This is a genomic window from Pseudomonas sp. CP-1, from assembly GCF_021213715.1.
Taxonomy (GTDB): Bacteria; Pseudomonadota; Gammaproteobacteria; order Pseudomonadales; family Pseudomonadaceae; genus Pseudomonas; species Pseudomonas aeruginosa.
Genome location: NZ_JAJQKY010000004.1, coordinates 292,387 through 315,993 on the forward strand (window position 1 = coordinate 292,387; position 23,607 = coordinate 315,993).

Annotated in this window: 33 protein-coding genes; 28 read left to right on the top strand and 5 right to left on the bottom strand. The window is 67.1% G+C overall.

Annotated elements, in window-relative coordinates; genetic code table 11:
- The 5 genes from pscR to pscN are packed head-to-tail and all read right to left on the bottom strand — an operon-like array spanning position 1 to position 4,478.
- A complete protein-coding gene (pscR, locus tag LT948_RS10775) occupies positions 1–654 on the bottom strand; it encodes a SctR family type III secretion system export apparatus subunit PscR (protein ID WP_003087674.1) in 654 nt (217 codons plus the stop codon).
- Positions 651–1,580 (bottom strand): SctQ family type III secretion system cytoplasmic ring protein PscQ, encoded by a 930-nt coding sequence (gene pscQ / locus LT948_RS10780; RefSeq protein WP_003087676.1) that lies wholly within the window; start codon positions 1,578–1,580, stop codon positions 651–653. Before pscQ ends, pscR begins: the two co-directional genes overlap by 4 nt.
- Positions 1,577–2,695 carry a type III secretion system needle length determinant PscP gene (pscP, locus tag LT948_RS10785; protein WP_079760559.1) on the bottom strand — a complete coding sequence of 373 codons (1,119 nt, stop codon included), beginning with the start codon at positions 2,693–2,695 and terminating at the stop codon, positions 1,577–1,579. The genes pscQ and pscP overlap by 4 nt, the downstream gene beginning before the upstream one ends.
- Positions 2,683–3,159 (bottom strand): type III secretion system central stalk protein PscO, encoded by a 477-nt coding sequence (gene pscO, locus LT948_RS10790; protein ID WP_003109497.1) that lies wholly within the window; start codon positions 3,157–3,159, stop codon positions 2,683–2,685. The genes pscP and pscO overlap by 13 nt, the downstream gene beginning before the upstream one ends.
- The gene (gene pscN, locus LT948_RS10795; RefSeq protein WP_003100796.1) at positions 3,156–4,478 is read right to left on the bottom strand and encodes a SctN family type III secretion system ATPase PscN; all 1,323 of its coding nucleotides are present in this window, start codon (positions 4,476–4,478) and stop codon (positions 3,156–3,158) included. Before pscN ends, pscO begins: the two co-directional genes overlap by 4 nt.
- A gap of 190 nt (positions 4,479–4,668) precedes the next feature.
- On the opposite strand from pscN, the gene popN reads away from it, so the two are divergent.
- The 28 genes from popN (at position 4,669) to pscL (ending at position 23,577) form a co-directional block, all read left to right on the top strand.
- Positions 4,669–5,535 carry a SctW family type III secretion system gatekeeper subunit PopN gene (gene popN, locus LT948_RS10800; protein WP_003087692.1) on the top strand — a complete coding sequence of 289 codons (867 nt, stop codon included), beginning with the start codon at positions 4,669–4,671 and terminating at the stop codon, positions 5,533–5,535.
- Positions 5,516–5,794: an Acr1 family type III secretion system gatekeeper subunit Pcr1 gene (pcr1, locus tag LT948_RS10805; protein ID WP_003087693.1), complete on the top strand. Its 279-nt coding sequence runs from the start codon at positions 5,516–5,518 to the stop codon at positions 5,792–5,794. Before popN ends, pcr1 begins: the two co-directional genes overlap by 20 nt.
- Entirely contained in the window at positions 5,781–6,152 is a 372-nt protein-coding gene (gene sycN / locus LT948_RS10810; protein ID WP_003087694.1) for a type III secretion chaperone SycN, read from the top strand. The genes pcr1 and sycN overlap by 14 nt, the downstream gene beginning before the upstream one ends.
- Entirely contained in the window at positions 6,149–6,514 is a 366-nt protein-coding gene (pscX, locus tag LT948_RS10815; protein ID WP_003100794.1) for a type III secretion system protein PscX, read from the top strand. Before sycN ends, pscX begins: the two co-directional genes overlap by 4 nt.
- A gap of 4 nt (positions 6,515–6,518) precedes the next feature.
- Complete coding sequence (gene pscY, locus LT948_RS10820; protein ID WP_003113547.1) at positions 6,519–6,848, top strand: type III secretion system chaperone PscY; 330 nt, start codon at positions 6,519–6,521, stop codon at positions 6,846–6,848.
- Complete coding sequence (gene pcrD, locus LT948_RS10825; protein ID WP_003087696.1) at positions 6,845–8,965, top strand: SctV family type III secretion system export apparatus subunit PcrD; 2,121 nt, start codon at positions 6,845–6,847, stop codon at positions 8,963–8,965. Before pscY ends, pcrD begins: the two co-directional genes overlap by 4 nt.
- Positions 8,962–9,396: an LcrR family type III secretion system chaperone PcrR gene (pcrR, locus tag LT948_RS10830; protein WP_003100791.1), complete on the top strand. Its 435-nt coding sequence runs from the start codon at positions 8,962–8,964 to the stop codon at positions 9,394–9,396. The genes pcrD and pcrR overlap by 4 nt, the downstream gene beginning before the upstream one ends.
- Before the next feature lie 27 nt (positions 9,397–9,423).
- Entirely contained in the window at positions 9,424–9,720 is a 297-nt protein-coding gene (gene pcrG, locus LT948_RS10835) for an LcrG family type III secretion system chaperone PcrG (protein ID WP_003109501.1), read from the top strand.
- A gap of 9 nt (positions 9,721–9,729) precedes the next feature.
- Positions 9,730–10,614: a type III secretion system needle tip protein PcrV gene (gene pcrV / locus LT948_RS10840; protein WP_003132869.1), complete on the top strand. Its 885-nt coding sequence runs from the start codon at positions 9,730–9,732 to the stop codon at positions 10,612–10,614.
- 8 nt (positions 10,615–10,622) lie between these two features.
- Positions 10,623–11,129 (top strand): SycD/LcrH family type III secretion system chaperone PcrH, encoded by a 507-nt coding sequence (gene pcrH / locus LT948_RS10845; RefSeq protein ID WP_003087708.1) that lies wholly within the window; start codon positions 10,623–10,625, stop codon positions 11,127–11,129.
- Positions 11,110–12,282, top strand: a complete 1,173-nt coding sequence (gene popB / locus LT948_RS10850) for a type III secretion system translocon subunit PopB (protein WP_003087710.1) — start codon at positions 11,110–11,112, stop codon at positions 12,280–12,282. Before pcrH ends, popB begins: the two co-directional genes overlap by 20 nt.
- Positions 12,283–12,293: 11 nt before the next feature.
- Positions 12,294–13,181 carry a type III secretion system translocon subunit PopD gene (gene popD, locus LT948_RS10855; RefSeq protein WP_023095814.1) on the top strand — a complete coding sequence of 296 codons (888 nt, stop codon included), beginning with the start codon at positions 12,294–12,296 and terminating at the stop codon, positions 13,179–13,181.
- Positions 13,182–13,306: 125 nt separating this feature from the next.
- Positions 13,307–13,744: a type III secretion system regulatory chaperone ExsC gene (exsC, locus tag LT948_RS10860; RefSeq protein ID WP_003100769.1), complete on the top strand. Its 438-nt coding sequence runs from the start codon at positions 13,307–13,309 to the stop codon at positions 13,742–13,744.
- Positions 13,745–13,752: 8 nt separating this feature from the next.
- Positions 13,753–13,998 carry a T3SS regulon translocated regulator ExsE gene (gene exsE, locus LT948_RS10865; RefSeq protein ID WP_003117722.1) on the top strand — a complete coding sequence of 82 codons (246 nt, stop codon included), beginning with the start codon at positions 13,753–13,755 and terminating at the stop codon, positions 13,996–13,998.
- 8 nt (positions 13,999–14,006) lie between these two features.
- Entirely contained in the window at positions 14,007–14,420 is a 414-nt protein-coding gene (gene exsB / locus LT948_RS10870) for a YscW family type III secretion system pilotin ExsB (protein ID WP_003109507.1), read from the top strand.
- A gap of 297 nt (positions 14,421–14,717) precedes the next feature.
- Complete coding sequence (gene exsA, locus LT948_RS10875; RefSeq protein WP_003120334.1) at positions 14,718–15,554, top strand: T3SS regulon transcriptional activator ExsA; 837 nt, start codon at positions 14,718–14,720, stop codon at positions 15,552–15,554.
- A 97-nt stretch (positions 15,555–15,651) separates the two neighbouring features.
- Positions 15,652–16,482 (top strand): T3SS regulon anti-activator ExsD, encoded by an 831-nt coding sequence (gene exsD, locus LT948_RS10880; RefSeq protein WP_003109509.1) that lies wholly within the window; start codon positions 15,652–15,654, stop codon positions 16,480–16,482.
- 33 nt (positions 16,483–16,515) lie between these two features.
- On the top strand, positions 16,516–16,938 hold the full coding sequence (gene pscB / locus LT948_RS10885; protein ID WP_003109510.1) for a YscB family type III secretion system chaperone PscB: 423 nt from the start codon (positions 16,516–16,518) through the stop codon (positions 16,936–16,938).
- The gene (gene pscC, locus LT948_RS10890; protein WP_003109511.1) at positions 16,938–18,740 is read left to right on the top strand and encodes a SctC family type III secretion system outer membrane ring subunit PscC; all 1,803 of its coding nucleotides are present in this window, start codon (positions 16,938–16,940) and stop codon (positions 18,738–18,740) included. Before pscB ends, pscC begins: the two co-directional genes overlap by 1 nt.
- Position 18,741: 1 nt before the next feature.
- The gene (gene pscD, locus LT948_RS10895) at positions 18,742–20,040 is read left to right on the top strand and encodes a SctD family type III secretion system inner membrane ring subunit PscD (RefSeq protein WP_073657172.1); all 1,299 of its coding nucleotides are present in this window, start codon (positions 18,742–18,744) and stop codon (positions 20,038–20,040) included.
- A complete protein-coding gene (gene pscE, locus LT948_RS10900) occupies positions 20,003–20,206 on the top strand; it encodes a YscE family type III secretion system co-chaperone PscE (protein ID WP_003100751.1) in 204 nt (67 codons plus the stop codon). The genes pscD and pscE overlap by 38 nt, the downstream gene beginning before the upstream one ends.
- A gap of 2 nt (positions 20,207–20,208) precedes the next feature.
- Positions 20,209–20,466 carry a type III secretion system needle filament protein PscF gene (pscF, locus tag LT948_RS10905; RefSeq protein WP_003087729.1) on the top strand — a complete coding sequence of 86 codons (258 nt, stop codon included), beginning with the start codon at positions 20,209–20,211 and terminating at the stop codon, positions 20,464–20,466.
- A 2-nt stretch (positions 20,467–20,468) separates the two neighbouring features.
- The gene (gene pscG, locus LT948_RS10910) at positions 20,469–20,816 is read left to right on the top strand and encodes a YscG family type III secretion system chaperone PscG (protein WP_003109513.1); all 348 of its coding nucleotides are present in this window, start codon (positions 20,469–20,471) and stop codon (positions 20,814–20,816) included.
- Entirely contained in the window at positions 20,813–21,244 is a 432-nt protein-coding gene (pscH, locus tag LT948_RS10915; RefSeq protein WP_003100725.1) for a YopR family T3SS polymerization control protein PscH, read from the top strand. Before pscG ends, pscH begins: the two co-directional genes overlap by 4 nt.
- Positions 21,244–21,582, top strand: a complete 339-nt coding sequence (pscI, locus tag LT948_RS10920) for a SctI family type III secretion system inner rod subunit PscI (RefSeq protein ID WP_003132858.1) — start codon at positions 21,244–21,246, stop codon at positions 21,580–21,582. The genes pscH and pscI overlap by 1 nt, the downstream gene beginning before the upstream one ends.
- Positions 21,579–22,325, top strand: coding sequence for a SctJ family type III secretion inner membrane ring lipoprotein Psc (gene pscJ / locus LT948_RS10925; RefSeq protein ID WP_003120329.1), 747 nt, complete (start codon positions 21,579–21,581; stop codon positions 22,323–22,325). The genes pscI and pscJ overlap by 4 nt, the downstream gene beginning before the upstream one ends.
- A gap of 8 nt (positions 22,326–22,333) precedes the next feature.
- Positions 22,334–22,954, top strand: coding sequence for a SctK family type III secretion system sorting platform protein PscK (gene pscK / locus LT948_RS10930; protein ID WP_003087734.1), 621 nt, complete (start codon positions 22,334–22,336; stop codon positions 22,952–22,954).
- Positions 22,933–23,577, top strand: coding sequence for a SctL family type III secretion system stator protein PscL (gene pscL, locus LT948_RS10935; protein WP_003087735.1), 645 nt, complete (start codon positions 22,933–22,935; stop codon positions 23,575–23,577). Before pscK ends, pscL begins: the two co-directional genes overlap by 22 nt.
- Positions 23,578–23,607 lie beyond the last annotated feature (30 nt).

Here is a 23,607-nt window from a genome sequence, read left to right on the forward strand (position 1 = left end):
TCAGCCTCCGTAGCTGATGACCAGGCCGTGGGTCAGCCGCGCCCAGCCGTCGAGGAGGACGAACAGGAGCAGCTTGAACGGCAGGGAAATGGTCATCGGCGACACCATCATCATGCCCATCGCCAGGAGGATGTTGGAGATGATCAGGTCGATGGCGATGAAGGGCAGGTAGATCAGGAAGCCGATCTCGAACGCACGGGTCAGTTCGCTGACGGTGAAGGCCGGCAGCAGGATCAGCAGGCTGTCCGGGTCGAGCCGCTCGGCGTATTCGCTGGGCCAGACCTGGCGGGTGCTTTCCATGAAGAAGGTGTGTTCGCGCTCCTGGATCTGCCGCTTGAGGAAGTTCCGGTAGGGCGCCATGCCCTCGTCGAGAAAGCGTTCCACCGATGCCGAGTCGCTCAGGCTGACGTCGTGGTTGCGCAGGTAGTCGCGGGTGGCGAAGCCGACCGGTGCCATCACGTACAGGCTGAGGATGATCGCCAGCCCGTACATCGCCATGTTCGGCGGAATCTGCTGGACGCCCAGAGCGTTGCGCAGCAGCGAGAAGACCACGGTCATCTTGATGAAGGAGGTCGCCATCACCGCGATGAACGGGACCAGCGCGAGCAGGGCCAGGCCGAGGATCAGGCCGAGCTCGTCGGGCAACTGGATCATGCTTCGTCGTGTCCGAACAGGCGGGTTACGCGCACCCCGAGCCGGTCCTGGAGCCTGACCAGTTCGCCGATACCGAGGCAGCGCTGGTTGGCGAGGATGCGCACTTCGCCGTCCAGGGCACAGTCGAGATCGAGCAGCGAGCCTGGCTGCAGGGTGGAGAGGGTATGCAGGTCCAGGGTGCGGCGGCCGACCTCGAAGCTGACCGGGATCGGCAGTTGGTCGAGTTCGTGCAGGTCCTCGCTGTCGGCGAGGGAGGGGATGTCGTGCATGTCGAGCAGTTCCAGTTGCGTGGAGTGGAGTTGGCAGCGCGCCCAGGGGCGTCCTTCGAGAACCCCCAGCAGCGCTGCGTCGGGGCGATGGCCGGCAGGCAGCAGCAACAGGTCGCCGGGCTCCAGGGTGCGTAGCTCGCCGGCCTCCAGCGGCAGGCCGGGCCATTGCAGCGACAGGCGCAGCGGTATGGCCAGGCGTTGCGCCGAGGGGCGCGGCGGCAGGCGTGCCAGCAGCGTCGCGGGATCGCCGTCGAGCCAGAGCGCCAGGCGCTGGTCGTCGCGTTCCAGGCTCAGGCGCAGGCCCATCGCAGCGCGTGGTTGCGCCGGGCTCAGGCCGTACCAGACCAGGCCGGGAAAGACGTTGCCTTCGCGCTCCAGCAAGGCCAGTTGCAGGGCCGCCGGCAGGCTGGCGAAGGCTGCCTCCTGCAGGTTCGGCGCGAGCCAGCGGGCCAGCGCCGGGGCCTGGCAGAGAAAGCGCAGGGGCAGGCCGTCCCACGCCAGGCTCAGTTCGAGATCGACGTCGGGGGCGGCCTGGGCGATGTCCAGGCGCGCTTGCAAAGCGTTGCCGACATAGTGGCGACGGCAACGTGCGAGACGTCGCTGGAGATCCAGTTCGGCGCGGCTGGCGAGCGGCAGGTCGAGGTCCGCACCGTTCATTCGGCTTGCCACTCTTCATGCAGGTAGCGACGTTGCCGCGAGCGCTGACCGCTGTCCTGCTGCTGATTGAAGGTGAGTTGCACCGGTTGTTCCGGATGCAGCCGTTGCAGGCGTTCGAGCAACTCGCCACGGGCTTGCTGGAGCAACGCCAGGCTGCCGGGGCTGGCACTGATCTCGATCTGCAACTGGCCATGGCCATGCAGGACCTGCACCTCCACGGCGCCGAGCTGGGGCAGTTGCACCTGCAGGCGCGCCGCATGGCTTTCGGCTGCGCTGGCGACCTGGATGCGCCCCTGCACGGCATCGAGCAGGCGCGCGAGATCGGCCAGCGGCAGTGGCCGGCTCCCGCTCGATGCCAGCATGCGTGCCAGCAGGCGGTCGCCGGGGGTTTGCATGGCAGGCAGTGGCACAGGCGCTTGGTCGTCGGGGGGCAGTGCGGATGGATCGGTTTCTCCGGGTTGCCGACGCTCCTCTCCGCGGCCTTCGCCGCCCGCTGTCGGCGCGGGCGGCGAAGCCTGGGCACTGGCCTGCGCCGTGGGCGCGACCTCGGCTGCGGCTTTCGCCGGGAAGCCGGGGCCGGGCTGCGGCCGCTCATGCGTCCGACCTGCGATTTGCGGGTGGGAGGACACCGGCACCAGCGGCGGTTCGTCGACCGGAGGCGCCGAAACGCTGGCCGGCTCCCGGGCTTGCGTGGACGCCGCGACGCGCGCGGAGACCGCCGGCGCTTGCCGTGCTACCGATCCGGACGGCGACACTGTTGGCGTTGGCGTTGGCGTTGGCGTTGGCGTTGGCGTTGGCGTTGGCGTTGGCGTTGGCGTTGGCGTTGCGTCCGCGGCAACTGGCACGGGGGCTTGCCGAGTGGTCGGCGGCCGGTCGGCGGCAGGCGCCGCGGGCTGGTCGGCGAGAGGCGTCGAGGTCGGCGCGTCGGCTGTCGCGGCGGGCTCTTCGGCCTCTGTCGTTTCGTCGCCCTTGTCGAACGGTGGCCTGGGCGCCGGCGGTCGGTGCGCGGGCAGGGCCTGTTCGAAGGCGATCTGCTGCGCGCGCAGCGGCGGAAGGGGGGCAGGGGTGTCGGACGACACGAGCGGAGCCGTATCCACGGCGTTCAGCTTGAGCATGGCCAGGTCTCGTGGCGGGTGAATTCTTCCAGTTCGCCTTCCTCGCTGCGTTCGCGCAGCCCCTGGCGCTCGGCGTCGACGTGGCGCTCCAGTTCGGCGAACTTCTCCAGTTGCCGCTGGCGTTCCAGCAGTTCTCGCCGGCACTGCCGCAGGCGCTCGCGCTCCCCTTCGAGGCGCTGCGCGGTCTCGGCGCAGTCCTGTTCCAGGCCGGCTTCCTTTTCCCGCAGCAGCCCTACCTGCTGCTGCCAGGCTTCCAGGCGTCGGCGGTCGAGCATGGCCGCCTGGCAGGCGAGAAACAGCCGTTGCTCTTCGGCCAGTCGCCAGTCGCGGTAGTCCCGTTGCGCCGCCTGGCGCTCGGTGTGTTCCTGCGCCGCGGCGCGAACCCGTAGCAATTGGCGGCCCTGGGCGCGCTCGGCCCGGTCCAGGCGCAGGCGTCGGACGCGCAACAGCAGCGCCAGGCTCATGCGCAGAGGCTCCGCAACTGCGCGCAGGCCTGTGCGTAATCGCTGGTTTCGTGGGTACCCTGGCGCAGCCACTGGCGGATCGCCCCGATCTTCTCGATGGCCTGGTCGGCTTCGCTGTCCTGGCCTTTCTGGTATTCGCCGATCTTCAGCAGCAACTCGACTTCCTCGTACTTCGCCAGCCATTCGCGCAAGCGTCCGGCCGCATGGCGCTGATCGTCGTCGACGATCTGGTTCATGACCCGGCTCACCGAGTGCAGCACGTCGATGGCCGGATAGTGGTTGGCGGCGGCCAGCTTGCGCGACAGCACGATGTGCCCGTCGAGAATCGAGCGGGTCTCGTCGGCCACCGGCTCGCTCATGTCGTCGCCTTCCACCAGCACGGTGTAGAGCGCGGTGATCGAGCCCCGCTCGGATTGCCCGGCACGCTCCATCAGGCGTGGCAGCGCGGCGAACACCGATGGCGGATAGCCGCGGCGTGTGGGCGGTTCACCGGCCGCCAGGCCGATTTCGCGCTGGGCCCTGGCGAAGCGGGTCAGCGAGTCCATCAGCAGCAGGACGCGGCGTCCCTGGTCGCGGAAATACTCGGCGATGCTGGTGGCGACGAAACCGGCTTTGGCGCGCTCCATCGCCGGTCGGTCGGAAGTGGCGACCACCAGCACCGAGCGGCGCAGCCCCTGTTCGCCGAGGTCGCTTTCGATGAACTCGCGGACTTCGCGACCGCGTTCGCCGACCAGGGCGAGTACCGTCACATCCACCTCGGCATTGCGCACCAGGCTGGCCAGCAGGGTGCTCTTGCCGCCGCCGGCGGCAGCGAAGATGCCCATGCGCTGGCCTTCGCCGCAGGTCAGCAGGCCGTCGATGGCGCGCACACCCAGCGATAGCGGCCGCTCTATCAGGCGCCGGCTCATCGGTTGCGGGGCATCCCGGTAGACCGGATACCAGGCCGCCGGCTCGGCCGGCGGGCTGCCGTCGAAGGGGCGGCCGAGGCCGTCGAGCACCTGCCCGAGCAGGTGCTCGCCAACCGCCACGCGATGCATGCCGCCGGTAGGGCTGACTTCGGTGTTGGAGGAAACCCCGAGCATCTCGCCGAGCGGGGTGAGCAGCGCCTGGTGCTGCTGGAAGCCGATGACCTCGGCGAGCAGCGCCAGGCTCTGGTCGGGATTGCGCAACTGGCAGAGTTCGCCGATGCGCACGCCGGGCACCACGGCCTTGAGCAGGGTTCCGGTGACCTGGGTGACCCGCCCGCGGATCTGGATCGGCCGGCAGCCTTCGATGGCGTGGCGCATCCGGACGATGAGAGGAGAGAGAGGCGCGGGCATGGCGGATCGGTTCGGCTGGAGTCGGCGCGCACTATAGAGAAAGCCTCGCGCGACGAATTTCAGTGCCAGCCGGGAGTTTTTAGAAATCGGTTGCCGCCGCGGCTAAAAAAAACCGGCTGATATTGGCATCGGCGCCGCCGGGCCGGTTCCTATACTGCGCCGCCTTTGCAGACCAGGAACCACAGCCACGATGGACATCCTCCAGAGTTCCTCCGCCGCGCCCCTCGCGCCGCGGGAAGCGGCCAACGCCCCCGCGCAGCAGGCTGGCGGCAGCTTTCAGGGCGAGCGCGTCCACTACGTTTCCGTTTCGCAGTCGCTGGCCGATGCCGCGGAAGAGCTGACCTTCGCCTTTTCCGAGCGCGCCGAGAAATCCCTGGCCAAGCGCCGCCTGAGCGACGCCCATGCGCGCCTGAGCGAAGTCCAGGCCATGCTGCAGGAGTACTGGAAGCGCATTCCGGACCTGGAAAGCCAGCAGAAGCTCGAGGCGCTGATCGCCCACCTGGGCAGCGGCCAACTGAGCAGCCTGGCGCAGCTCAGTGCTTACCTGGAGGGCTTCTCCAGCGAGATCAGCCAGCGCTTCCTGGCGCTGTCGCGGGCGCGCGACGTCCTGGCCGGGCGGCCGGAGGCGCGGGCGATGCTGGCGCTGGTCGACCAGGCGTTGCTGCGGATGGCCGACGAGCAGGGCCTGGAGATCGAACTCGGCCTGCGCATCGAGCCGCTGGCCGCCGAGGCTTCCGCCGCCGGTGTCGGCGATATCCAGGCGCTGCGCGATACCTACCGTGACGCGGTACTCGACTACCGGGGCCTGTCGGCGGCCTGGCAGGACATCCAGGCGCGCTTCGCCGCGACGCCGCTGGAGCGGGTCGTGGCCTTCCTGCAGAAAGCCCTGAGCGCCGACCTGGACAGTCAGTCGAGCCGGCTCGATCCGGTGAAGCTGGAGCGGGTCATGAGCGACATGCACAAGCTGCGCGTGCTCGGCGGCCTGGCGGAGCAGGTGGGGGCGCTCTGGCAGGTGCTGGTGACAGGGGAGCGGGGCCATGGCATACGGGCCTTCTGAATTGACCGGCGCAGTCATCGCCTTGCTCGAGAAGCGCTGGGTCGGCGTCGCCGAGGTGCAGGCGTTGCTCGAGCCGTTGCCGCTGGCCGACGTCGCCCGGCAGATCCATTTCTTCCGCGAACTGAAGCGTCTCTACCGCCTGTTGCCGGTCGAAGTGTTCGGCGACGACGAGCAGCGCCAGAATCTTTTGAATGCCTGCCAGATGGCACTCGACCTGGCGATCGAGCGCGAAGAGGAGCAGCAGCATGGACTGGGTTGAGCTGGCCGTCGCGCAGTTCTGCCAGGACCTGCGGGTGAGCGTACCGGCGCCGCTGGCGCGCGTGGTGCAACTGGATTTCGAGGACAGCGGCACCTTGCAGCTGGAACGCCATGGCGAACAGTTGTCGCTCTGGCTGGCCTGTGACCTGGCCTGGCACCAGGCCTATCGCGGAACGCTGCGGGCGTTGCGCCTGTGCCATGCGCGCGCGGCCGGGAGCCTGCCGCTGCGTTGCGCCTGGAGCGGCGAATCGCGCCTGCTGCTGTGCATCACCCTGGAAGCCCGGCAGGTCGGCATCCCGACGCTGCACCAGGCCTTGCAGGCGCTGCGCTCGGCGCGCAGCGAAGTGCTCGCCGCATGAGCCGGGTCGGTGCCTGGCACATCGGCATCGAACGACTCGACCTGGCGCATGCCGAGCCGTTCGCGCCGCCCCTGCCGGAGCGCCATCTGCTGGCGCCCGACGGCCGGCCGGTGGAGACCCACGTCGCCAGCCTGTATCCCGCGCAGCAGGCGCAACAGCGCCTGTTCGACTACGCCCGGCCCCAGCTGGAGTTCCACGGCCTGCTGCGCCCCGGCGACTTCCGCCAGGCGCTGCGCGATCTCCGCCTGGCCCTCACGCTGCCCCGCCAGCCAGCCCTGCAGGCTGCGGCCTGCCTGCTCGGCGAGCGCGACGAAGACGAGCGACTGCTGCAAATGGCCCTGAACCTGTTGCACAAGGTATGAATCGATGACGTTGAAACCGACGCAACAGCGCCTGTTGCTGATGCTGGGCTGGCTGCACCTGCAATGCGGCCAGCCGCGACGCGCCCAGGTGTTGCTGGAGGCCTTGCTGAGCGTTGCGCCGGAGCGCCGCGACGGGCGCCGCGCCTTGCTCCTGGCGTTGCTCCAGCAAGGCCTCGGCGAGCCCGCCGTGCGCCTGTGCCGGCAGTTGCAGGAGGATGGCGAGGAGGAGCCCGGTCTGTGGCGTTGCCTGAGCCGTGCCGAACAGCTCGCCGGACGTCTCGACGCGGCGCGTGCCGCGCACGCCCGGGCGCTGGAGCTGGAGGCGCGGGAATGAACGACCTGAGCGGGCTTCTCGGCCGGGTCGGCGAGCGCAAGGACATCCTGCTGGTGGTGTTGCTGCTGGCGGTGGTGTTCATGATGGTGCTGCCGTTGCCACCGCTGCTGCTGGACATCCTCATCGCCGTCAACATCACCATCTCCGTGGTCCTGCTGATGATGTCGGTGTACATCGGCTCGCCGTTGCAGTTCTCGGTGTTCCCGGCGGTGCTGCTGATCACCACGCTGTTCCGCCTGGCGCTGTCGGTGAGCACCACGCGGATGATCCTGCTGCAGGCCGACGCGGGGCAGATCGTCAACACCTTCGGCAGCTTTGTGGTCGGCGGCAACCTGGTGGTGGGCATCATCATCTTCCTGATCATCACCATCGTGCAGTTCCTGGTGATCACCAAGGGTGCCGAGCGGGTCGCCGAGGTCAGCGCGCGCTTTTCCCTGGATGCCATGCCGGGCAAGCAGATGAGCATCGACGGCGACATGCGTGCCGGCGTGATCGATGTCAACGAGGCGCGGGCGCGGCGCGCGGTGATCGAAAAGGAAAGCCAGATGTTCGGCTCCATGGACGGCGCGATGAAATTCGTCAAGGGCGACGCCATCGCCGGGCTGATCATCATCGTCGTCAACATCCTCGGCGGCATCGCCATCGGCGTCACGCAGAAGGGCCTGAGCACCGCCGACGCGCTGCAACTGTACGCGGTGCTGACCGTCGGCGATGGCATGGTCTCGCAGGTGCCGGCGTTGCTGATCGCCATCACCGCCGGGATCATCGTCACCCGGGTGTCTTCCGACGAATCGGCGGACCTCGGCAGCGACATCGGCGAACAGGTGGTGGCGCAGCCCAAGGCGCTGCTGATCGGCGGCCTGTTGCTGGTACTGTTCGGCCTGATTCCCGGTTTCCCGACCCTGACCTTCCTGGCTCTCGCGCTGCTGGTCGGCGGCGGCGGCTACTTCATGCTCTGGCGCCAGCGGCTCCAGGCCAGCGCCGGTTCCCGCGACCTGCCGGCGTTGCTCGCGCAGGGCGCCGGAGCGCCATCGGCCAAGGCGCGTGGCAAGGCTGGCGGCGGCAAGCCGAAGGCCGGGCGTCTCGCCGAGCAGGAAGAATTCGCCCTCACCGTGCCGTTGCTGATCGACGTCGATGCCAGCCTCCAGGAACGTCTGGAGGCGATGTCGCTGAACGAGGAACTGGTGCGGGTACGACGCGCGCTGTACCTGGATTTCGGCGTGCCGTTCCCGGGTATCCACTTGCGCTTCAACGAAGCGATGGGCGATGGCGAATACCTGGTGCAGCTACAGGAGGTCCCGGTCGCGCGCGGATGCCTGCGGCCGGGCTGGTTGCTGGTGCGCGAACGCGCCGCGCAGCTGGAACTGCTCGCGGTCCCCCACGAGCCGGCGGAGCTGCAGGTGCCGGGAGAGGAAGCGAGCTGGGTGGAGCAGGCGCATCAGGATCGCCTGGAGCGTTCCGGCTGTGCCTGCCTGGGCCTGGAGCAGGTGCTCACCTGGCACCTGTCCCATGTGCTGCGGGAGTACGCCGAGGATTTCATCGGCATCCAGGAGACGCGCTACCTGCTGGAGCAGATGGAGCAGGGTTACGGCGAGCTGGTGAAGGAGGCGCAGCGGATCGTTCCCCTGCAGCGGATGACCGAGATTCTCCAGCGCCTGGTCGGCGAGGACATCTCGATCCGCAACATGCGGGCGATCCTCGAGGCGATGGTGGAGTGGGGGCAGAAGGAGAAGGACGTGGTGCAGCTCACCGAGTACATCCGCAGCAGCCTCAAGCGCTACATCTGCTACAAGTACTCCAGCGGCAACAACATCCTTCCCGCCTATCTGCTGGACCAGGCGGTGGAGGAGCAGATCCGCGGTGGCATCCGCCAGACCAGCGCCGGCAGCTACCTGGCCCTCGACCCGGCGATAACCCAGGCCTTCCTCGAGCGCGTGCGGCAGACCGTCGGCGATCTCGCGCAGATGCAGAACCGGCCGGTGCTGATCGTTTCCATGGATATCCGCCGCTACGTGCGCAAGCTGGTGGAGAGCGACTATGCCGGGCTGCCGGTGCTGTCCTACCAGGAGCTGACCCAGCAGATCAACATCCAGCCGCTTGGCAGGATCGTGTTGTGAGCGCCGATCCGCTGATTCCCTGGTTTCTCGCCCGCGGCCTGGCGGTGCGTCCGCATTGCCTGCGCGACACCTCGATCGCGCTCGGTTGGCAGGTCCTGGCCCATGGCTGCGAACTGGCCTGGCGCTGCGACGGCGAGCGGGTCTGGATCGTGATGTTGCGTCGGCGGCAGGCGCGCAGCGGATTGGCCAATCCATTCGCCGCGCTGTACCTGCTGGCGGAGGCCACGCTCGATACGCTGGGGCCGCGCCAGCGTCTCTACGGCAAGGTCCTGGCGCTGGCCGGCAGCCCGCTGCCTGGCGAGCGCATGGCGCGCTTCTATCGCCGCTGGACCGGCGCCGCCGAGCCCGCCGACGGCTGGTTCGAGCTGGAGGCCGGGCGGGTGGTGACGCAGCGAAGCCTGCGAAAACGACAAAAACCCGACCGTGCCTGACAGGCTCCGGCGACGTCGATCCCTACCATGGGCGACATGAACGAATACACCGAAGACACCCTGCGGGCGACCGTCCAGGCCGCCGAACTGGCGATTCGCGACAGCGAGGAACGCGGCCGCCTGCTGGCGGAAATGTGGCAAGGCCTGGGGCTTGCCGCGGACGCCGGCGAGCTGCTGTTCCTGGCGCCGGAGCGAGAGCTGGCGCGAGCCGCCGAAGAGGAGCTGCTGGCCGAACTGCGGCGCATGCGCAGTTCCCAGCCGACGCAGGGCGAGCAGGGTACCCGGCCGCGGCGTCCGACGCCGATGCGTGGCTTGTTGATCTGAGGAATCACGATGGAAGTCAGAAACTTTAATGCCGGTCGCGAGCTGTTCCTGGACGAACTCCTGGCCGCGCCGGCGGCGCCTGCCAGTGCCGAGCAGGAGGAACTGCTGGCCTTGTTGCGCAGCGAGCGGATCGTGCTGGCCCACGCCGGCCAGCCGCTGAGCGAGGCGCAAGTGCTCAAGGCGCTCGCCTGGTTGCTCGCGGCCAATCCGTCCGCGCCTCCGGGGCAGGGCCTCGAGGTACTCCGCGAAGTCCTGCAGGCACGTCGGCAGCCCGGTGCGCAGTGGGATTTGCGCGAGTTCCTGGTGTCGGCCTATTTCAGCCTGCACGGCCGTCTCGACGAGGATGTCATCGGTGTCTACAAGGATGTCCTGCAGACCCAGGACGGCAAGCGCAAGGCGCTGCTCGACGAGCTCAAGGCGCTGACCGCGGAGTTGAAGGTCTACAGCGTGATCCAGTCGCAGATCAACGCCGCGCTGTCGGCCAAGCAGGGCATCAGGATCGACGCTGGCGGTATCGATCTGGTCGACCCCACGCTCTATGGCTATGCCGTCGGCGATCCCAGGTGGAAGGACAGCCCCGAGTATGCGTTGCTGAGCAATCTGGATACCTTCAGCGGCAAGCTGTCGATCAAGGATTTTCTCAGCGGCTCGCCGAAGCAGAGCGGGGAACTCAAGGGCCTCAAGGATGAGTACCCCTTCGAGAAGGACAACAACCCGGTCGGCAATTTCGCCACCACGGTGAGCGACCGCTCGCGTCCGCTGAACGACAAGGTCAACGAGAAGACCACCCTGCTCAACGACACCAGCTCCCGCTACAACTCGGCGGTCGAGGCGCTCAACCGCTTCATCCAGAAATACGACAGCGTCCTGCGCGACATTCTCAGCGCGATCTAGAGGTATCCATGAACCAGCAAGCGACCCCTTCCGACACCGACCAGCAACAGGCGCTGGAGGCCTTCCTGCGCGACGGCGGCACCCTGGCGATGCTTCGCGGACTCAGCGAGGACACCCTGGAGCAGCTCTATGCGCTGGGCTTCAACCAGTACCAGGCGGGCAAGTGGGACGACGCGCAGAAGATCTTCCAGGCACTGTGCATGCTGGACCACTACGACGCCCGCTACTTTCTCGGCCTGGGCGCCTGCCGCCAGTCCCTCGGTCTCTATGAACAGGCCCTGCAGAGCTACAGCTACGGCGCGCTGATGGACATCAACGAGCCGCGCTTTCCCTTCCATGCCGCCGAGTGCCACCTGCAACTGGGTGATCTCGACGGAGCCGAGAGTGGCTTCTACTCGGCCCGGGCCCTGGCCGCGGCACAGCCGGCGCACGAGGCCCTGGCCGCGCGTGCCGGCGCCATGTTGGAAGCCGTAACCGCGAGAAAGGATCGAACATATGAATCCGATAACGCTTGAACGCGCCGGACTGCCCTACGGGGTGGCCGACGCCGGGGATATCCCGGCGCTCGGCAGGCCGGTCGCGAGGGATGTCGAGAGTCTGCGGGTGGAGCGCCTGGCGGCGCCGGCCGCGGCTTCCGCGAGCGGCACGGGGGTGGCGCTGACGCCGCCGTCCGCAGCCAGCCAGCAGCGCCTGGAGGTCGCCAATCGTGCGGAGATCGCCAGCCTGGTGCAAGCAGTGGGCGAGGATGCCGGACTGGCGCGGCAGGTTGTGCTGGCCGGCGCTTCGACGCTGTTGTCCGCCGGCCTGATGTCGCCGCAGGCGTTCGAGATCGAGCTGGCGAAAATCACCGGCGAAGTCGAGAACCAGCAGAAGAAACTCAAGCTGACCGAAATCGAGCAGGCGCGAAAGCAGAACCTGCAGAAGATGGAAGACAACCAGCAGAAGATCAGGGAATCGGAAGAAGCCGCGAAAGAAGCCCAGAAGTCCGGTCTGGCAGCCAAAATCTTTGGTTGGATCAGTGCAATAGCTTCGATCATCGTCGGCGCAATCATGGTGGCAACCGGCGTCGGCGCGGCCGCGGGTGCACTGATGATCGCGGGCGGTGTCATGGGAGTGGTCTCCCAGTCGGTACAGCAGGCAGCCGCGGACGGATTGATCAGCAAGGAAGTGATGGAAAAGCTCGGCCCGGCACTGATGGGTATCGAGATCGCCGTCGCGCTGCTGGCGGCGGTGGTCAGCTTCGGCGGCTCAGCGGTCGGCGGGCTGGCCAAGCTGGGCGCGAAGATCGGCGGCAAGGCGGCCGAGATGACCGCCAGCCTGGCGAGCAAGGTCGCCGACCTGGGCGGCAAGTTCGGCAGTTTGGCCGGCCAATCGCTGTCGCACTCGCTGAAACTCGGCGTGCAGGTTTCCGACCTGACCCTGGACGTCGCCAACGGCGCGGCCCAGGCCACTCATTCGGGATTCCAGGCGAAGGCCGCGAACCGCCAGGCCGACGTGCAGGAATCGCGTGCCGACCTGACCACCCTGCAGGGCGTGATCGAGCGCCTGAAGGAAGAGCTGAGCCGCATGCTGGAAGCATTCCAGGAAATCATGGAGCGGATCTTCGCCATGCTCCAGGCCAAGGGTGAAACCCTGCACAACCTGTCCAGCCGACCGGCAGCGATCTGAGGAGGCGTCACATGATCGATACGCAATATTCCCTGGCGGCTACCCAGGCCGCGATCCCCTCCGAGCCGATCGCTCCCGGCGCTGCCGGGCGTTCCGTCGGCACGCCGCAAGCGGCTGCGGAACTGGCGCAGGCGCCGGCCACGCGGGCCGACCGGGTCGAGCTGAACGCTCCGCGCCAGGCGCTCGACCCGGTGCGCATGGAAGCGGCCGGCAGCGAGTTGGACAGCAGCGTCGAGCTTCTGCTGATTCTCTTCCGCATCGCGCAGAAGGCGCGCGAGCTGGGCGTGCTCCAGCGCGACAACGAGAACCAGGCGATCATCCATGCGCAGAAGGCGCAGGTGGACGAGATGCGCAGCGGCGCCACGCTGATGATCGCCATGGCGGTGATCGCCGGCGTCGGCGCGTTGGCCTCGGCAGTGGTCGGCAGTCTCGGCGCGTTGAAGAACGGCAAGGCCATCAGCCAGGAGAAGACCCTGCAGAAGAACATCGATGGGCGCAACGAACTGATCGACGCGAAGATGCAGGCGCTGGGCAAGACCTCCGATGAGGATCGCAAGATCGTCGGCAAGGTCTGGGCGGCGGACCAGGCGCAGGACAGTGTGGCGTTGCGCGCGGCGGGCCGTGCCTTCGAGAGCCGCAACGGCGCCCTGCAGGTGGCCAACACGGTGATCCAGTCCTTCGTCCAGATGGCCAACGCCTCGGTCCAGGTGCGCCAGGGCGAGTCGCAGGCGAGCGCCCGGGAAGAGGAGGTCAACGCCACCATCGGGCAGAGCCAGAAGCAGAAGGTCGAGGACCAGATGAGCTTCGATGCCGGCTTCATGAAGGACGTCCTGCAGCTCATCCAGCAGTACACCCAGAGCCATAACCAGGCCTGGCGTGCGGCGGCCGGAGTGGTCTGAGCCGTCTCCGCGCGGGAGGAAAAGGCCACAGCGATGTGGCTTTTTTCTTAAAAGAAAAGTCTCTCAGTGACAAAAGCGATGCATAGCCCGGTGCTAGCATGCGCTGAGCTTTAGGAGGCGCCCCCATGGATTTAACGAGCAAGGTCAACCGACTGCTTGCCGAGTTCGCAGGCCGTATCGGTTTGCCTTCCCTGTCCCTCGACGAAGAGGGCATGGCGAGCCTGCTGTTCGACGAACAGGTGGGCGTCACCCTGTTGCTGCTCGCCGAGCGCGAGCGTCTGTTGCTGGAGGCCGATGTGGCGGGCATCGATGTGCTGGGCGAGGGGATCTTTCGCCAGCTCGCCAGCTTCAACCGCCATTGGCACCGTTTCGATCTGCATTTCGGCTTCGACGAGCTGACCGGCAAGGTCCAGTTGTATGCGCAGATTCTCGCAGCGCAACTGACCCTCGAATGCTTCGAGGCGACCCTGGCCAACCTGCTCGACCACGCCGAGTTCTGGCAACGCCTGCTGCCGTGCGACAGCGATCGCGAGGCGGTCGCTGCGGTCGGCATGAGGGTTTGAGTGGCCCCATGAAAATCGAATCGATTTCGCCGGTGCAGCCGTCCCAAGACGCAGGAGCCGAGACGGTGGGGCATTTCGAGGGGCGTTCGGTGACCCGCGCGGCCGTTCGCGGCGACGACCGTTCCAGCGTGGCCGGGCTGGCGCGCTGGCTGGCGCGCAACGTGGCTGGCGATCCGCGCAGCGAGCAGGCCTTGCAGCGCCTCGCCGACGGCGACGGCACGCCGCTGGAGGCGCGCACGGTCCGGCGCAGGTGAGGTGCTGGATGCTGTTGCCGCTGGCGTTGCTGCTCGGCGGTTGCGTCAGCCAGCCCGCGCCGATGTCGCCGAAGGTGACGGTGGGCGGTTCGGTGGGCGGCGTTTCCCTGCAGGCGCGCCAGGCGCAACTCAGGCTGCGCCTGTATGCCGTCGTTCAGGGAGGGATGCAAACGATTGCCGAGCGGCGCTACCGGGTGTCCGGGTTGCCGTTGCGCTATGCGTTCGATCTGGAGGTCGACAGGTTGGAGGGCGAGGCATTGTACCTACGCACCGAGCTTTCCTGGGTGGGCGTCGCGGCGGTCCAGGCGAGCGCCTGGCAGCGGGTGGCGGCGGGCGTCGATGAGCGGGTCCGGCTGGTTCGGCGCGACTGTTTTCCGAATTGTACGGCCGCTCGCCCGGAAGAAAGATCTGGCAACGATTGATACATTGCCTGCTGTTTCGGAAAGTGCGTATGGAGATTAAAGAAGTGCAAGTCTCGTTCGTTGTCAGGGAAGGCCTCGAATAATAAAACTGGTACTTTTGTTCCGCTTCTAAAGAAGGCTGGATTAATTGGCGGAAGCCGACTCGCTCTGCGAATCAGCGCACGTCGGATAATCCTGATTATTATAAAATCGACTCCGTGCTCATGGCTTTGAAAATCAATAAAACGGAGCGTATTCATGCCTCTCCGCTAGGCGGGGCATTCAAGGTACGACGGGAAGTGTTGGGGTTCTTATAATATGCAAGGAGCCAAATCTCTTGGCCGAAAGCAGATAACGTCTTGTCATTGGAACATTCCAACTTTCGAATACAGGGTAAACAAGGAAGAGGGCGTATATGTTCTGCTCGAGGGCGAACTGACCGTCCAGGACATCGATTCCACTTTTTGCCTGGCGCCTGGCGAGTTGCTTTTCGTCCGCCGCGGAAGCTATGTCGTAAGTACCAAGGGAAAGGACAGCCGAATACTCTGGATTCCATTATCTGCCCAGTTTCTACAAGGCTTCGTCCAGCGCTTCGGCGCGCTGTTGAGTGAAGTCGAGCGTTGCGACGAGCCCGTGCCGGGCATCATCGCGTTCGCTGCCACGCCTCTGCTGGCCGGTTGCGTCAAGGGGTTGAAGGAATTGCTTGTGCATGAGCATCCGCCGATGCTCGCCTGCCTGAAGATCGAGGAGTTGCTGATGCTCTTCGCGTTCAGTCCGCAGGGGCCGCTGCTGATGTCGGTCCTGCGGCAACTGAGCAACCGGCATGTCGAGCGTCTGCAGCTATTCATGGAGAAGCACTACCTCAACGAGTGGAAGCTGTCCGACTTCTCCCGCGAGTTCGGCATGGGGCTGACCACCTTCAAGGAGCTGTTCGGCAGTGTCTACGGGGTTTCGCCGCGCGCCTGGATCAGCGAGCGGAGAATCCTCTATGCCCATCAGTTGCTGCTCAACAGCGACATGAGCATCGTCGACATCGCCATGGAGGCGGGCTTTTCCAGTCAGTCCTATTTCACCCAGAGCTATCGCCGCCGTTTCGGCTGCACACCGAGCCGCTCGCGGCAGGGGAAGGACGAATGCCGGGCTAAAAATAACTGACGTTTTTTGAAAGCCCGGTAGCGGCTGCATGAGTAGAATCGGCCCAAATTGCAGGCTCTGACGAGCGCGCAATGTAGTGAGGAAGCCAAGGCAGAGAATGGAGCAGGAAGACGATAAGCAGTACTCCCGAGAAGCGGTGTTCGCCGGCAGGCGGGTATCCGTGGTGGGCTCGGACGCCCGCTCGCGGGGTCGGGTGCCGGGTTACGCATCGAGCAGTTTGTATCGTGAGTCCGGAATCATCAGTGCGCGGCAACTGGCGTTGCTGCAGCGGATGCTGCCGCGCCTGCGGCTGGAGCAACTGTTCCGCTGCGAATGGTTGCAGCAGCGCCTGGCGCGCGGCCTGGCACTGGGGCGCGAAGAGGTGCGGCAGATTCTCCTCTGCGCGGCGCAGGACGACGACGGCTGGTGCGCCGAACTGGGCGACCGGGTCAACCTCGCCGTGCCGCAGTCGATGATCGATTGGGTCCTGCTGCCGGTCTATGGCTGGTGGGAAAGCCTGCTCGACCAGGCGATCCCCGGCTGGCGCCTGTCGCTGGTGGAGCTGGAAACCCAGTCCCGGCAACTGCGAATCAAGTCCGAATTCTGGTCCCGCGTGGCCGAGCTGGAGCCGGAGCAGGCCCGCGAGGAACTGGCCAGGGTCGCCAAGTGCCAGGCGCGCACCCAGGAACAGGTGGCCGAACTGGCCGGCAAGCTGGAGACGGCTTCGGCACTGGCGAAGAGCGCCTGGCCGAACTGGCAGCGGGGCATGGCGACGCTGCTCGCCAGCGGCGGGCTGGCCGGCTTCGAGCCGATCCCCGAGGTCCTCGAATGCCTCTGGCAACCTCTCTGCCGGCTGGACGACGACGTCGGCGCGGCGGACGCCGTCCAGGCCTGGCTGCACGAACGCAACCTGTGCCAGGCACAGGATCACTTCTACTGGCAGAGCTGAGCGGCCGGCGAAAGCCGGCCCTACCGAGGAATCATGGATCATCTGTTGAGCGGATTGGCCACTCGCCTGGGCCAAGGGCCCTTTGTTGCCGATCGGACGGGTTCGTACCACCTGCGCATCGACGGACAGAGCGTCCTGTTGCTGCGCCAGGGCGACGACCTGCTGCTGGAAAGCCCGCTGGAGCACGCCCCCCTGGACCCGCAGCGCGACCAGCAGGGGTTGCTGCGGGCGCTGTTGTCGCGGGTCGCCAGTTGGAGCCGGCGCTATCCCCAGGCCATCGTCCTGGATGCGGACGGGCGCCTGCTGTTGCAGGCGCGGCTGGGCCTCGACGGCCTCGATCCCGAGCGACTCGAACGGGCCCTGGCCGCCCAGGTGGGGCTGCTCGAGGCGCTGGCGCCGGAGCTGGAGCCGCTGCCCCGCGGGTTGCCGCCGCAGGTTCCGGTGTGGCGTCCCTGATGCGCCGCCTGCTGATCGGCGGACTGCTGGCGCTGCTGCCTGGCGCGGTCTTGCGCGCGCAGCCGCTGGACTGGCCCAGCCTGCCTTACGACTATGTGGCGCAGGGCGAAAGCCTGCGCGACGTGCTGGCCAACTTCGGCGCCAACTACGATGCCTCGGTGATCGTCAGCGACAAGGTCAACGACCAGGTCAGCGGCCGCTTCGACCTGGAAAGCCCGCAGGCCTTCCTGCAGTTGATGGCCTCCCTCTACAACCTCGGCTGGTACTACGACGGCACCGTGCTGTACGTATTCAAGACCACCGAGATGCAGTCGCGGCTGGTGAGGCTGGAGCAGGTCGGCGAGGCCGAGCTGAAGCGCGCGCTGACCGCCGCCGGCATCTGGGAACCGCGCTTCGGCTGGCGTGCCGACCCTTCCGGGCGGCTGGTGCACGTGTCCGGTCCGGGGCGCTATCTCGAACTGGTCGAGCAGACCGCCCAGGTGCTGGAGCAGCAATACACCCTGCGCAGCGAAAAGACCGGCGACCTCAGCGTGGAGATCTTCCCGCTGCGCTATGCGGTCGCCGAGGACCGCAAGATCGAGTACCGCGACGACGAGATCGAGGCGCCGGGCATCGCCAGCATCCTCTCGCGGGTGCTCAGCGATGCCAACGTGGTTGCGGTGGGCGACGAGCCGGGCAAGCTGCGCCCGGGACCGCAATCGAGCCATGCGGTGGTCCAGGCGGAACCGTCGCTGAACGCGGTGGTGGTGCGCGACCACAAGGACCGGTTGCCCATGTATCGCCGCCTGATCGAAGCCCTCGACCGGCCCTCGGCGCGGATCGAGGTCGGCTTGTCGATCATCGACATCAATGCCGAGAACCTCGCCCAGCTGGGCGTCGACTGGAGCGCCGGGATTCGCCTGGGCAACAACAAGTCGATCCAGATCCGCACCACCGGCCAGGATAGCGAGGAGGGCGGCGGCGCCGGTAACGGGGCGGTCGGCAGCCTGGTGGACAGTCGCGGGCTGGATTTCCTGCTGGCCAAGGTCACCCTGTTGCAGAGCCAGGGGCAGGCGCAGATCGGATCTCGGCCGACCCTGCTGACCCAGGAGAATACCCAGGCGGTGCTCGACCAGAGCGAAACCTACTATGTGCGGGTCACGGGCGAGCGGGTGGCCGAGCTGAAGGCGATCACCTACGGCACCATGCTGAAAATGACGCCGCGAGTGGTGACTCTCGGCGATACGCCGGAGATCAGCCTCAGCCTGCACATCGAGGACGGCAGCCAGAAACCCAACAGCGCCGGCCTGGACAAGATCCCCACGATCAACCGCACGGTGATCGATACCATCGCCCGCGTGGGCCATGGCCAGAGCCTGCTGATCGGCGGCATCTACCGCGACGAACTGAGCCAGAGCCAGCGCAAGGTACCCTGGCTCGGCGACATTCCCTATCTCGGCGCGCTGTTCCGCACTACCGCGGACACCGTGCGCCGCTCGGTGCGGCTGTTCCTCATCGAGCCTCGGCTGATCGACGATGGCGTCGGCCATTACCTGGCGCTGAACAACCGTCGCGACCTGCGCGGCGGCCTGCTTGAAATCGACGAGTTGTCGAACCAGAGCCTGTCGTTGCGCAAGCTGCTCGGTAGCGCCCGCTGCCAGGCGCTGGCGCCGGCCAGGGCCGAACAGGAGCGCTTGCGCCAGGCCGGGCAGGGTTCGTTCCTCACGCCCTGCCGGATGGGTGCGCAGGAGGGCTGGCGGGTGACCGACGGCGCCTGTCCCAAGGACGGCGCCTGGTGCGTCGGCGCGGAGCGCGGGAATTAGCATGGCCTGGAAGATCCGCTTCTACAGCGGGCTGAACCAGGGCGCCGAAGTCTCGCTCGGAGAGGGCCGGGTGGCGCTTGGCAGCGATCCGTTGCAGGCCGACCTGGTGTTGCTCGACGAGGGCATCGCGGCAGTCCACCTGGTGCTCGAGGTCGATGCCCAGGGCGTGCGCCTGCTGGAGTGGGCGGAGGGCTGCGAGCCTCGCCAGGACGGCCAGGCGCAAGTCGCCGGAGCGATCCTGCAGGCGCTTGCCGGGCAGACCTGCGGCCCGCTGCGCTGGGCATTCTGCGACCCGCAGCGGCGTTTTCCCGAGCGTTTCCCCGAAGCCGAGGTGCAGACCGCGCCAGTGCGCCGCAAGTCGTCCGCCCGTGCCGGCGGGGCCTGGCTGCTCGGCGTCAGCCTGGCGCTGGCGCTGTGTCTGCTGGGCATGCTCGTCGAACCCTGGTCGGCCCGCCAGCACGGCATGGCCGGCGAGGAGCCCCTGGCGAGGGTGCGCGCCTACCTGCGCGAGCAGGGCATGAGCGAGGTGGATGTGCAGCGCCAGGGCGACAGTCTCCTGCTCGGCGGCTACCTGGAGGACAACGCTCGGCGCCTGGCGCTGCAGCGCTACCTCGATGGCAGCGGCGTGGACTACCGACTGGAAGCACGGAGCATGGAAGACATTCGCCAGGGCGTGGATTTCATCCTGCAGAAATTCGGCTATCGGCAGATCCTCAGCAGCAACGCGGACAAGCCTGGCTGGGTCCGGCTCAACGGCGAACTGGCGGAACAGGACGAACGCTGGGCGCGGATCGACGCATTGCTGGAGTCCGAGGTGCCGGGCCTGCTCGGGGTGGAAAACCAGGTCCGGGTGGCCGGCTCGCACCTGCGCCGCCTCGAGCGCCTGCTGGCGGACGCCGGCCTCGACCGGCAACTGAGTTTCCGCGAGCGCGGCGAGCGCATCGAGTTGAGCGGTACGCTCGACGAGGTCCAGCTCAGCGCCTTCTACCGCCTGCAGCGCGAGTTCCAGCAGGAGTTCGGCAACCGCCCGAGCCTGGAGCTGCTCAGTCGCGGCAAGCGCGCCAGCGGCGACGAACTGGAGTTCACGGTGCGCTCGGTGTCGCTGGGGCGGGTGCCCTATGTAGTGCTCGGCGACGGCCAGAAATACCCGGTGGGCGCCTCGACATCCCGCGGTGTGCGAATCCTCGCCATCGAGCCGGAGTCGATCCTGGTGGCCCGCGGCAAGCAGCGTTTCATCATCAATCTCAAAGGGGAGGTGCTCCATGATGACAGCCTTGGAAACGCGACTGTCGGTCGCTGACGGCACGCATGCCGCAGCGCTCCGGCAGCGTCTGCAGGCGGCGCTGGCGGAGTGTCGCCGGGAACTGGCCAGAGGCGCCGGCCCGGAGCGCTTTCAATTCCTGCAACAGCAGGCCCGGGCCCTCGAAGGCGGTCTCGGCATTCTTTCGCAGCTCACAGAGGACTAAGCATGGCGCAGATATTCAACCCCAACCCGGGGAATACCCTCGATACCGTGGCCAATGCCCTGAAGGAGCAGGCCAACGCAGCGAACAAGGACGTCAACGACGCGATCAAGGCCTTGCAGGGGACCGACAATGCCGACAACCCGGCGCTGCTGGCCGAGCTGCAACACAAGATCAACAAGTGGTCGGTCATCTACAACATCAACTCGACGGTGACCCGTGCGCTGCGCGACCTGATGCAAGGCATCCTGCAGAAGATCTGAACATGGACACTTCACTGATACGCGAATTGGCGGAACTGGCGCTGGCCGGCAGCGGGCAGCACTGCCACGAAGAGGCGCTGTGCATCGCCGAGTGGCTGGAGCGCCTCGGACAGGACGAAGCGGCACGGCTGATCCGGATTTCCAGCCTGGCCAACCAGGGGCGCTATCAGGAGGCCCTGGTCTTCGCCCATGGCAATCCCTGGCCGGCGCTGGAGCCCTGGTTCGCCTTGTGCGAGTGGCACCTGGGGCTGGGCGCCGCGCTGGACCGCAGGCTGGCCGGGCTGGGCGGCAGCAGCGATCCTGCCCTGGCCGACTTCGCCGCCGGCATGCGCGCCCAGGTGCGGACATGAGCCGCATCGACACGCCGCCGGGATTCGCCGTCTATCCGTCGGCCAGTCCAAAGGCGGCGAACCTGCCGGCTGTCGATCAGGTGCTGGCTTTCGAGCAGGCCCTCGGCGGCGAGCCGCCGGCGGCCGGACGCCGCCTGGCCGGGTTGGAGAACGGCGCTCTCGGCGAGCGCCTGCTGCAGCGCTTTGCCCAGCCGCTGCAAGGGTTGGAGGCGGACCGCCTGGAGCTGAAGGCGATGCTCCGTGCGGAACTGCCGCTGGGGCGCCAGCAGCAAACCTTTCTCCTCCAGTTGCTCGGTGCAGTCGAGCATGCGCCGGGCGGCGAATACCTGGCGCAACTGGCGCGTCGCGAATTGCAGGTGCTGATCCCGCTCAACGGCATGCTCGACAACCTCGTGCGCAACAGCCACAAACTCGACCTGGAGTCATGATGGATATCTCTCGGATGGGCGCCCAGGCGCAGATCACCAGTCTCGAAGAACTCTCCGGCGGCCCGGCCGGCGCGGCCCACGTCGCCGAGTTCGAACGGGCGATGGGCGGTGCCGGCAGCCTGGGCGGCGACCTGCTCAGCGAACTGGGGCAGATCAAGGAGCGTTTCAGCCAGGCCAAGCAGGAGTTGCAGGTGGAGCTGTCGACGCCCGGCGACGATCCCAACAGCCTGATGCAGATGCAGTGGTCGCTGATGCGCATCACCATGCAGGAAGAGCTGATCGCCAAGACCGTCGGGCGCATGAGCCAGAACGTCGAAACCCTGATGAAGACCCAATGAGGCGAACGGTGAAAGGTCTGTCGCGCATGGCGCTCCTGGCGCTGGTCCTGGCGTTGGGCGGGTGCAAGGTCGAACTCTATACCGGGATCAGCCAGAAGGAAGGTAACGAGATGCTGGCGCTGTTGCGTTCGGAGGGCGTTTCCGCGGACAAGCAGGCGGACAAGGATGGCACCGTGCGCCTGCTGGTGGAGGAATCGGATATCGCCGAGGCGGTGGAGGTGCTCAAGCGCAAGGGCTATCCGCGGGAGAACTTCTCCACGCTGAAGGATGTGTTTCCCAAGGACGGGCTGATTTCCTCGCCCATCGAAGAGCGCGCGCGGCTCAACTACGCCAAGGCCCAGGAGATTTCCCATACCCTTTCCGAGATCGATGGCGTGCTGGTGGCGCGGGTCCATGTGGTGCTGCCCGAGGAGCGCGACGGACTGGGCAGGAAGTCCTCGCCGGCATCGGCCTCGGTGTTCATCAAGCACGCCGCCGACGTGCAACTGGATGCCTACGTGCCGCAGATCAAGCAACTGGTGAACAACGGCATCGAAGGACTCAGCTACGACCGCATCAGCGTGGTGCTGGTGCCGTCGGCCGGGGTCCGCCAGGTCCCGCTGGCGCCACGCTTCGAGAGTGTCTTCTCGATCCAGGTGGCGGAGCACTCGCGCGGACGCCTGCTCGGTCTGTTCGGCCTGCTGCTGGCGTTGCTGCTGGCGAGCAACCTGGCGCAGTTCTTCTGGCACCGGCAACGGGGCTGAGCGGCGCGATGCCATTGACGGCCTACCAGTTGCGCTTCTGCCCGGCCCGCTACATCCACGAGTCGCACTTGCCCGCGGTATTGCTGCGGTTGCTGCCGGCGCTGCCGGACTGGCGGCGACAGAGCGTTCTCAACGCCTGGCTGCTGGAGCAACTGGAGCTGGACTGCGCGTTCCGCATGCCCGCGCAACTGGGCGGGCTGGCCCTTTACCCGCAGGCGGCGCTGGAACGGACCCTGGGCTGGCTCGGCGCGCTGCTGCACGGCCAGGCCTTGCGGCAGGTGCTGGACGGTGCGCGGGTACGGCGCATCCGCGCGCAGATCGGCGAACAGGGCCAGCGTTTTTGCCTGGAGCAGCTCGACCTGCTCATCGGTCGCTGGCCGCCCGGCTGGCAGCGGGCCTTGCCGGAAAACCCGGAAGACGGCTATTTCCGGCGCTGCGGCCTGGCTTTCTGGCTGGCCGCCTGTAGCGATGCCGACTGCGGTTTCTCGCGGCGCCTGCGCCTGCGTCTGGAGGCCATGCCGGCCCCGGCGGACTGGACCTTCGACGAACAACGGCGATCCCTGGCGCGGACCCTGTGCCTGAAGGTCGCCCGACAAGCGAGCGATGAATGCTTCCATTTGTTGAACTAGACGCCAGTCGCGTACGGCTGGCCCCCGGGCAGGCCCTGTTGCGCGCCCGCGACTACCAGGACTACCTCAGCGCCAACCGCCTGGTGGAAGCGGCACGCGAGCGTGCCGCCGAAATCGAGCGCGAGGCCCACGAGGTTTACCAGGAGCAGAAGCGCCTGGGCTGGGAGGCCGGATTGGAGGAGGCGCGTCTGCGCCAGGCCGGGCTGATCCAGGAAACGCTACTGCGCTGCAATCGCTACTACCGGCAGGTCGATCGCCAGCTTGGCGAGGTGGTGCTGCAGGCGGTGCGCAAGGTGTTGCGCCACTACGACGCTGTCGAGCTGACCCTGGCGGCCACGCGCGAGGCACTGGCATTGGTGAGCAACCAGAAGCAGGTGATCCTGCACGTCCAGCCGGAACAGCTGGTCGCGGTGCGCGAGCAGGTCGCCCGGGTGCTTAAGGATTTCCCCGAGGTGGGCTACCTGGAAGTGGTCGGCGATGCCCGGCTGGACCAGGGCGGTTGCATCCTGGAAACCGAGATCGGGATCATCGACGCATCGCTCGACAGCCAGTTGGCGGCGTTGCAGGCCGCATTGACGGAGGGCGTGGCGCGGAGCGGCGAGGAGGAAGGGGACGCCGGTTGAGGGAACCAGGCGCCGCCCCCGGCCCGGGTG

Excerpts from the sequence above, each read along its gene's own strand:
- pscR (WP_003087674.1), bottom strand. The coding sequence starts at position 654 with ATGATCCAGTTGCCCGACGAGCTCGGCCTGATCCTCGGCCTGGCCCTG.
- pscQ (WP_003087676.1), bottom strand. The coding sequence starts at position 1,580 with ATGAACGGTGCGGACCTCGACCTGCCGCTCGCCAGCCGCGCCGAACTG.
- pscP (WP_079760559.1), bottom strand. The coding sequence starts at position 2,695 with ATGCTCAAGCTGAACGCCGTGGATACGGCTCCGCTCGTGTCGTCCGAC.
- pscO (WP_003109497.1), bottom strand. The coding sequence starts at position 3,159 with ATGAGCCTGGCGCTGCTGTTGCGCGTCCGACGCCTGCGCCTGGACCGG.
- pscN (WP_003100796.1), bottom strand. The coding sequence starts at position 4,478 with ATGCCCGCGCCTCTCTCTCCTCTCATCGTCCGGATGCGCCACGCCATC.
- popN (WP_003087692.1), top strand. The coding sequence starts at position 4,669 with ATGGACATCCTCCAGAGTTCCTCCGCCGCGCCCCTCGCGCCGCGGGAA.
- pcr1 (WP_003087693.1), top strand. The coding sequence starts at position 5,516 with ATGGCATACGGGCCTTCTGAATTGACCGGCGCAGTCATCGCCTTGCTC.
- sycN (WP_003087694.1), top strand. The coding sequence starts at position 5,781 with ATGGACTGGGTTGAGCTGGCCGTCGCGCAGTTCTGCCAGGACCTGCGG.
- pscX (WP_003100794.1), top strand. The coding sequence starts at position 6,149 with ATGAGCCGGGTCGGTGCCTGGCACATCGGCATCGAACGACTCGACCTG.
- pscY (WP_003113547.1), top strand. The coding sequence starts at position 6,519 with ATGACGTTGAAACCGACGCAACAGCGCCTGTTGCTGATGCTGGGCTGG.
- pcrD (WP_003087696.1), top strand. The coding sequence starts at position 6,845 with ATGAACGACCTGAGCGGGCTTCTCGGCCGGGTCGGCGAGCGCAAGGAC.
- pcrG (WP_003109501.1), top strand. The coding sequence starts at position 9,424 with ATGGGCGACATGAACGAATACACCGAAGACACCCTGCGGGCGACCGTC.
- pcrV (WP_003132869.1), top strand. The coding sequence starts at position 9,730 with ATGGAAGTCAGAAACTTTAATGCCGGTCGCGAGCTGTTCCTGGACGAA.
- pcrH (WP_003087708.1), top strand. The coding sequence starts at position 10,623 with ATGAACCAGCAAGCGACCCCTTCCGACACCGACCAGCAACAGGCGCTG.
- popB (WP_003087710.1), top strand. The coding sequence starts at position 11,110 with ATGAATCCGATAACGCTTGAACGCGCCGGACTGCCCTACGGGGTGGCC.
- popD (WP_023095814.1), top strand. The coding sequence starts at position 12,294 with ATGATCGATACGCAATATTCCCTGGCGGCTACCCAGGCCGCGATCCCC.
- exsC (WP_003100769.1), top strand. The coding sequence starts at position 13,307 with ATGGATTTAACGAGCAAGGTCAACCGACTGCTTGCCGAGTTCGCAGGC.
- exsE (WP_003117722.1), top strand. The coding sequence starts at position 13,753 with ATGAAAATCGAATCGATTTCGCCGGTGCAGCCGTCCCAAGACGCAGGA.
- exsB (WP_003109507.1), top strand. The coding sequence starts at position 14,007 with ATGCTGTTGCCGCTGGCGTTGCTGCTCGGCGGTTGCGTCAGCCAGCCC.
- exsA (WP_003120334.1), top strand. The coding sequence starts at position 14,718 with ATGCAAGGAGCCAAATCTCTTGGCCGAAAGCAGATAACGTCTTGTCAT.
- exsD (WP_003109509.1), top strand. The coding sequence starts at position 15,652 with ATGGAGCAGGAAGACGATAAGCAGTACTCCCGAGAAGCGGTGTTCGCC.
- pscB (WP_003109510.1), top strand. The coding sequence starts at position 16,516 with ATGGATCATCTGTTGAGCGGATTGGCCACTCGCCTGGGCCAAGGGCCC.
- pscC (WP_003109511.1), top strand. The coding sequence starts at position 16,938 with ATGCGCCGCCTGCTGATCGGCGGACTGCTGGCGCTGCTGCCTGGCGCG.
- pscD (WP_073657172.1), top strand. The coding sequence starts at position 18,742 with ATGGCCTGGAAGATCCGCTTCTACAGCGGGCTGAACCAGGGCGCCGAA.
- pscE (WP_003100751.1), top strand. The coding sequence starts at position 20,003 with ATGATGACAGCCTTGGAAACGCGACTGTCGGTCGCTGACGGCACGCAT.
- pscF (WP_003087729.1), top strand. The coding sequence starts at position 20,209 with ATGGCGCAGATATTCAACCCCAACCCGGGGAATACCCTCGATACCGTG.
- pscG (WP_003109513.1), top strand. The coding sequence starts at position 20,469 with ATGGACACTTCACTGATACGCGAATTGGCGGAACTGGCGCTGGCCGGC.
- pscH (WP_003100725.1), top strand. The coding sequence starts at position 20,813 with ATGAGCCGCATCGACACGCCGCCGGGATTCGCCGTCTATCCGTCGGCC.
- pscI (WP_003132858.1), top strand. The coding sequence starts at position 21,244 with ATGGATATCTCTCGGATGGGCGCCCAGGCGCAGATCACCAGTCTCGAA.
- pscJ (WP_003120329.1), top strand. The coding sequence starts at position 21,579 with ATGAGGCGAACGGTGAAAGGTCTGTCGCGCATGGCGCTCCTGGCGCTG.
- pscK (WP_003087734.1), top strand. The coding sequence starts at position 22,334 with ATGCCATTGACGGCCTACCAGTTGCGCTTCTGCCCGGCCCGCTACATC.
- pscL (WP_003087735.1), top strand. The coding sequence starts at position 22,933 with ATGCTTCCATTTGTTGAACTAGACGCCAGTCGCGTACGGCTGGCCCCC.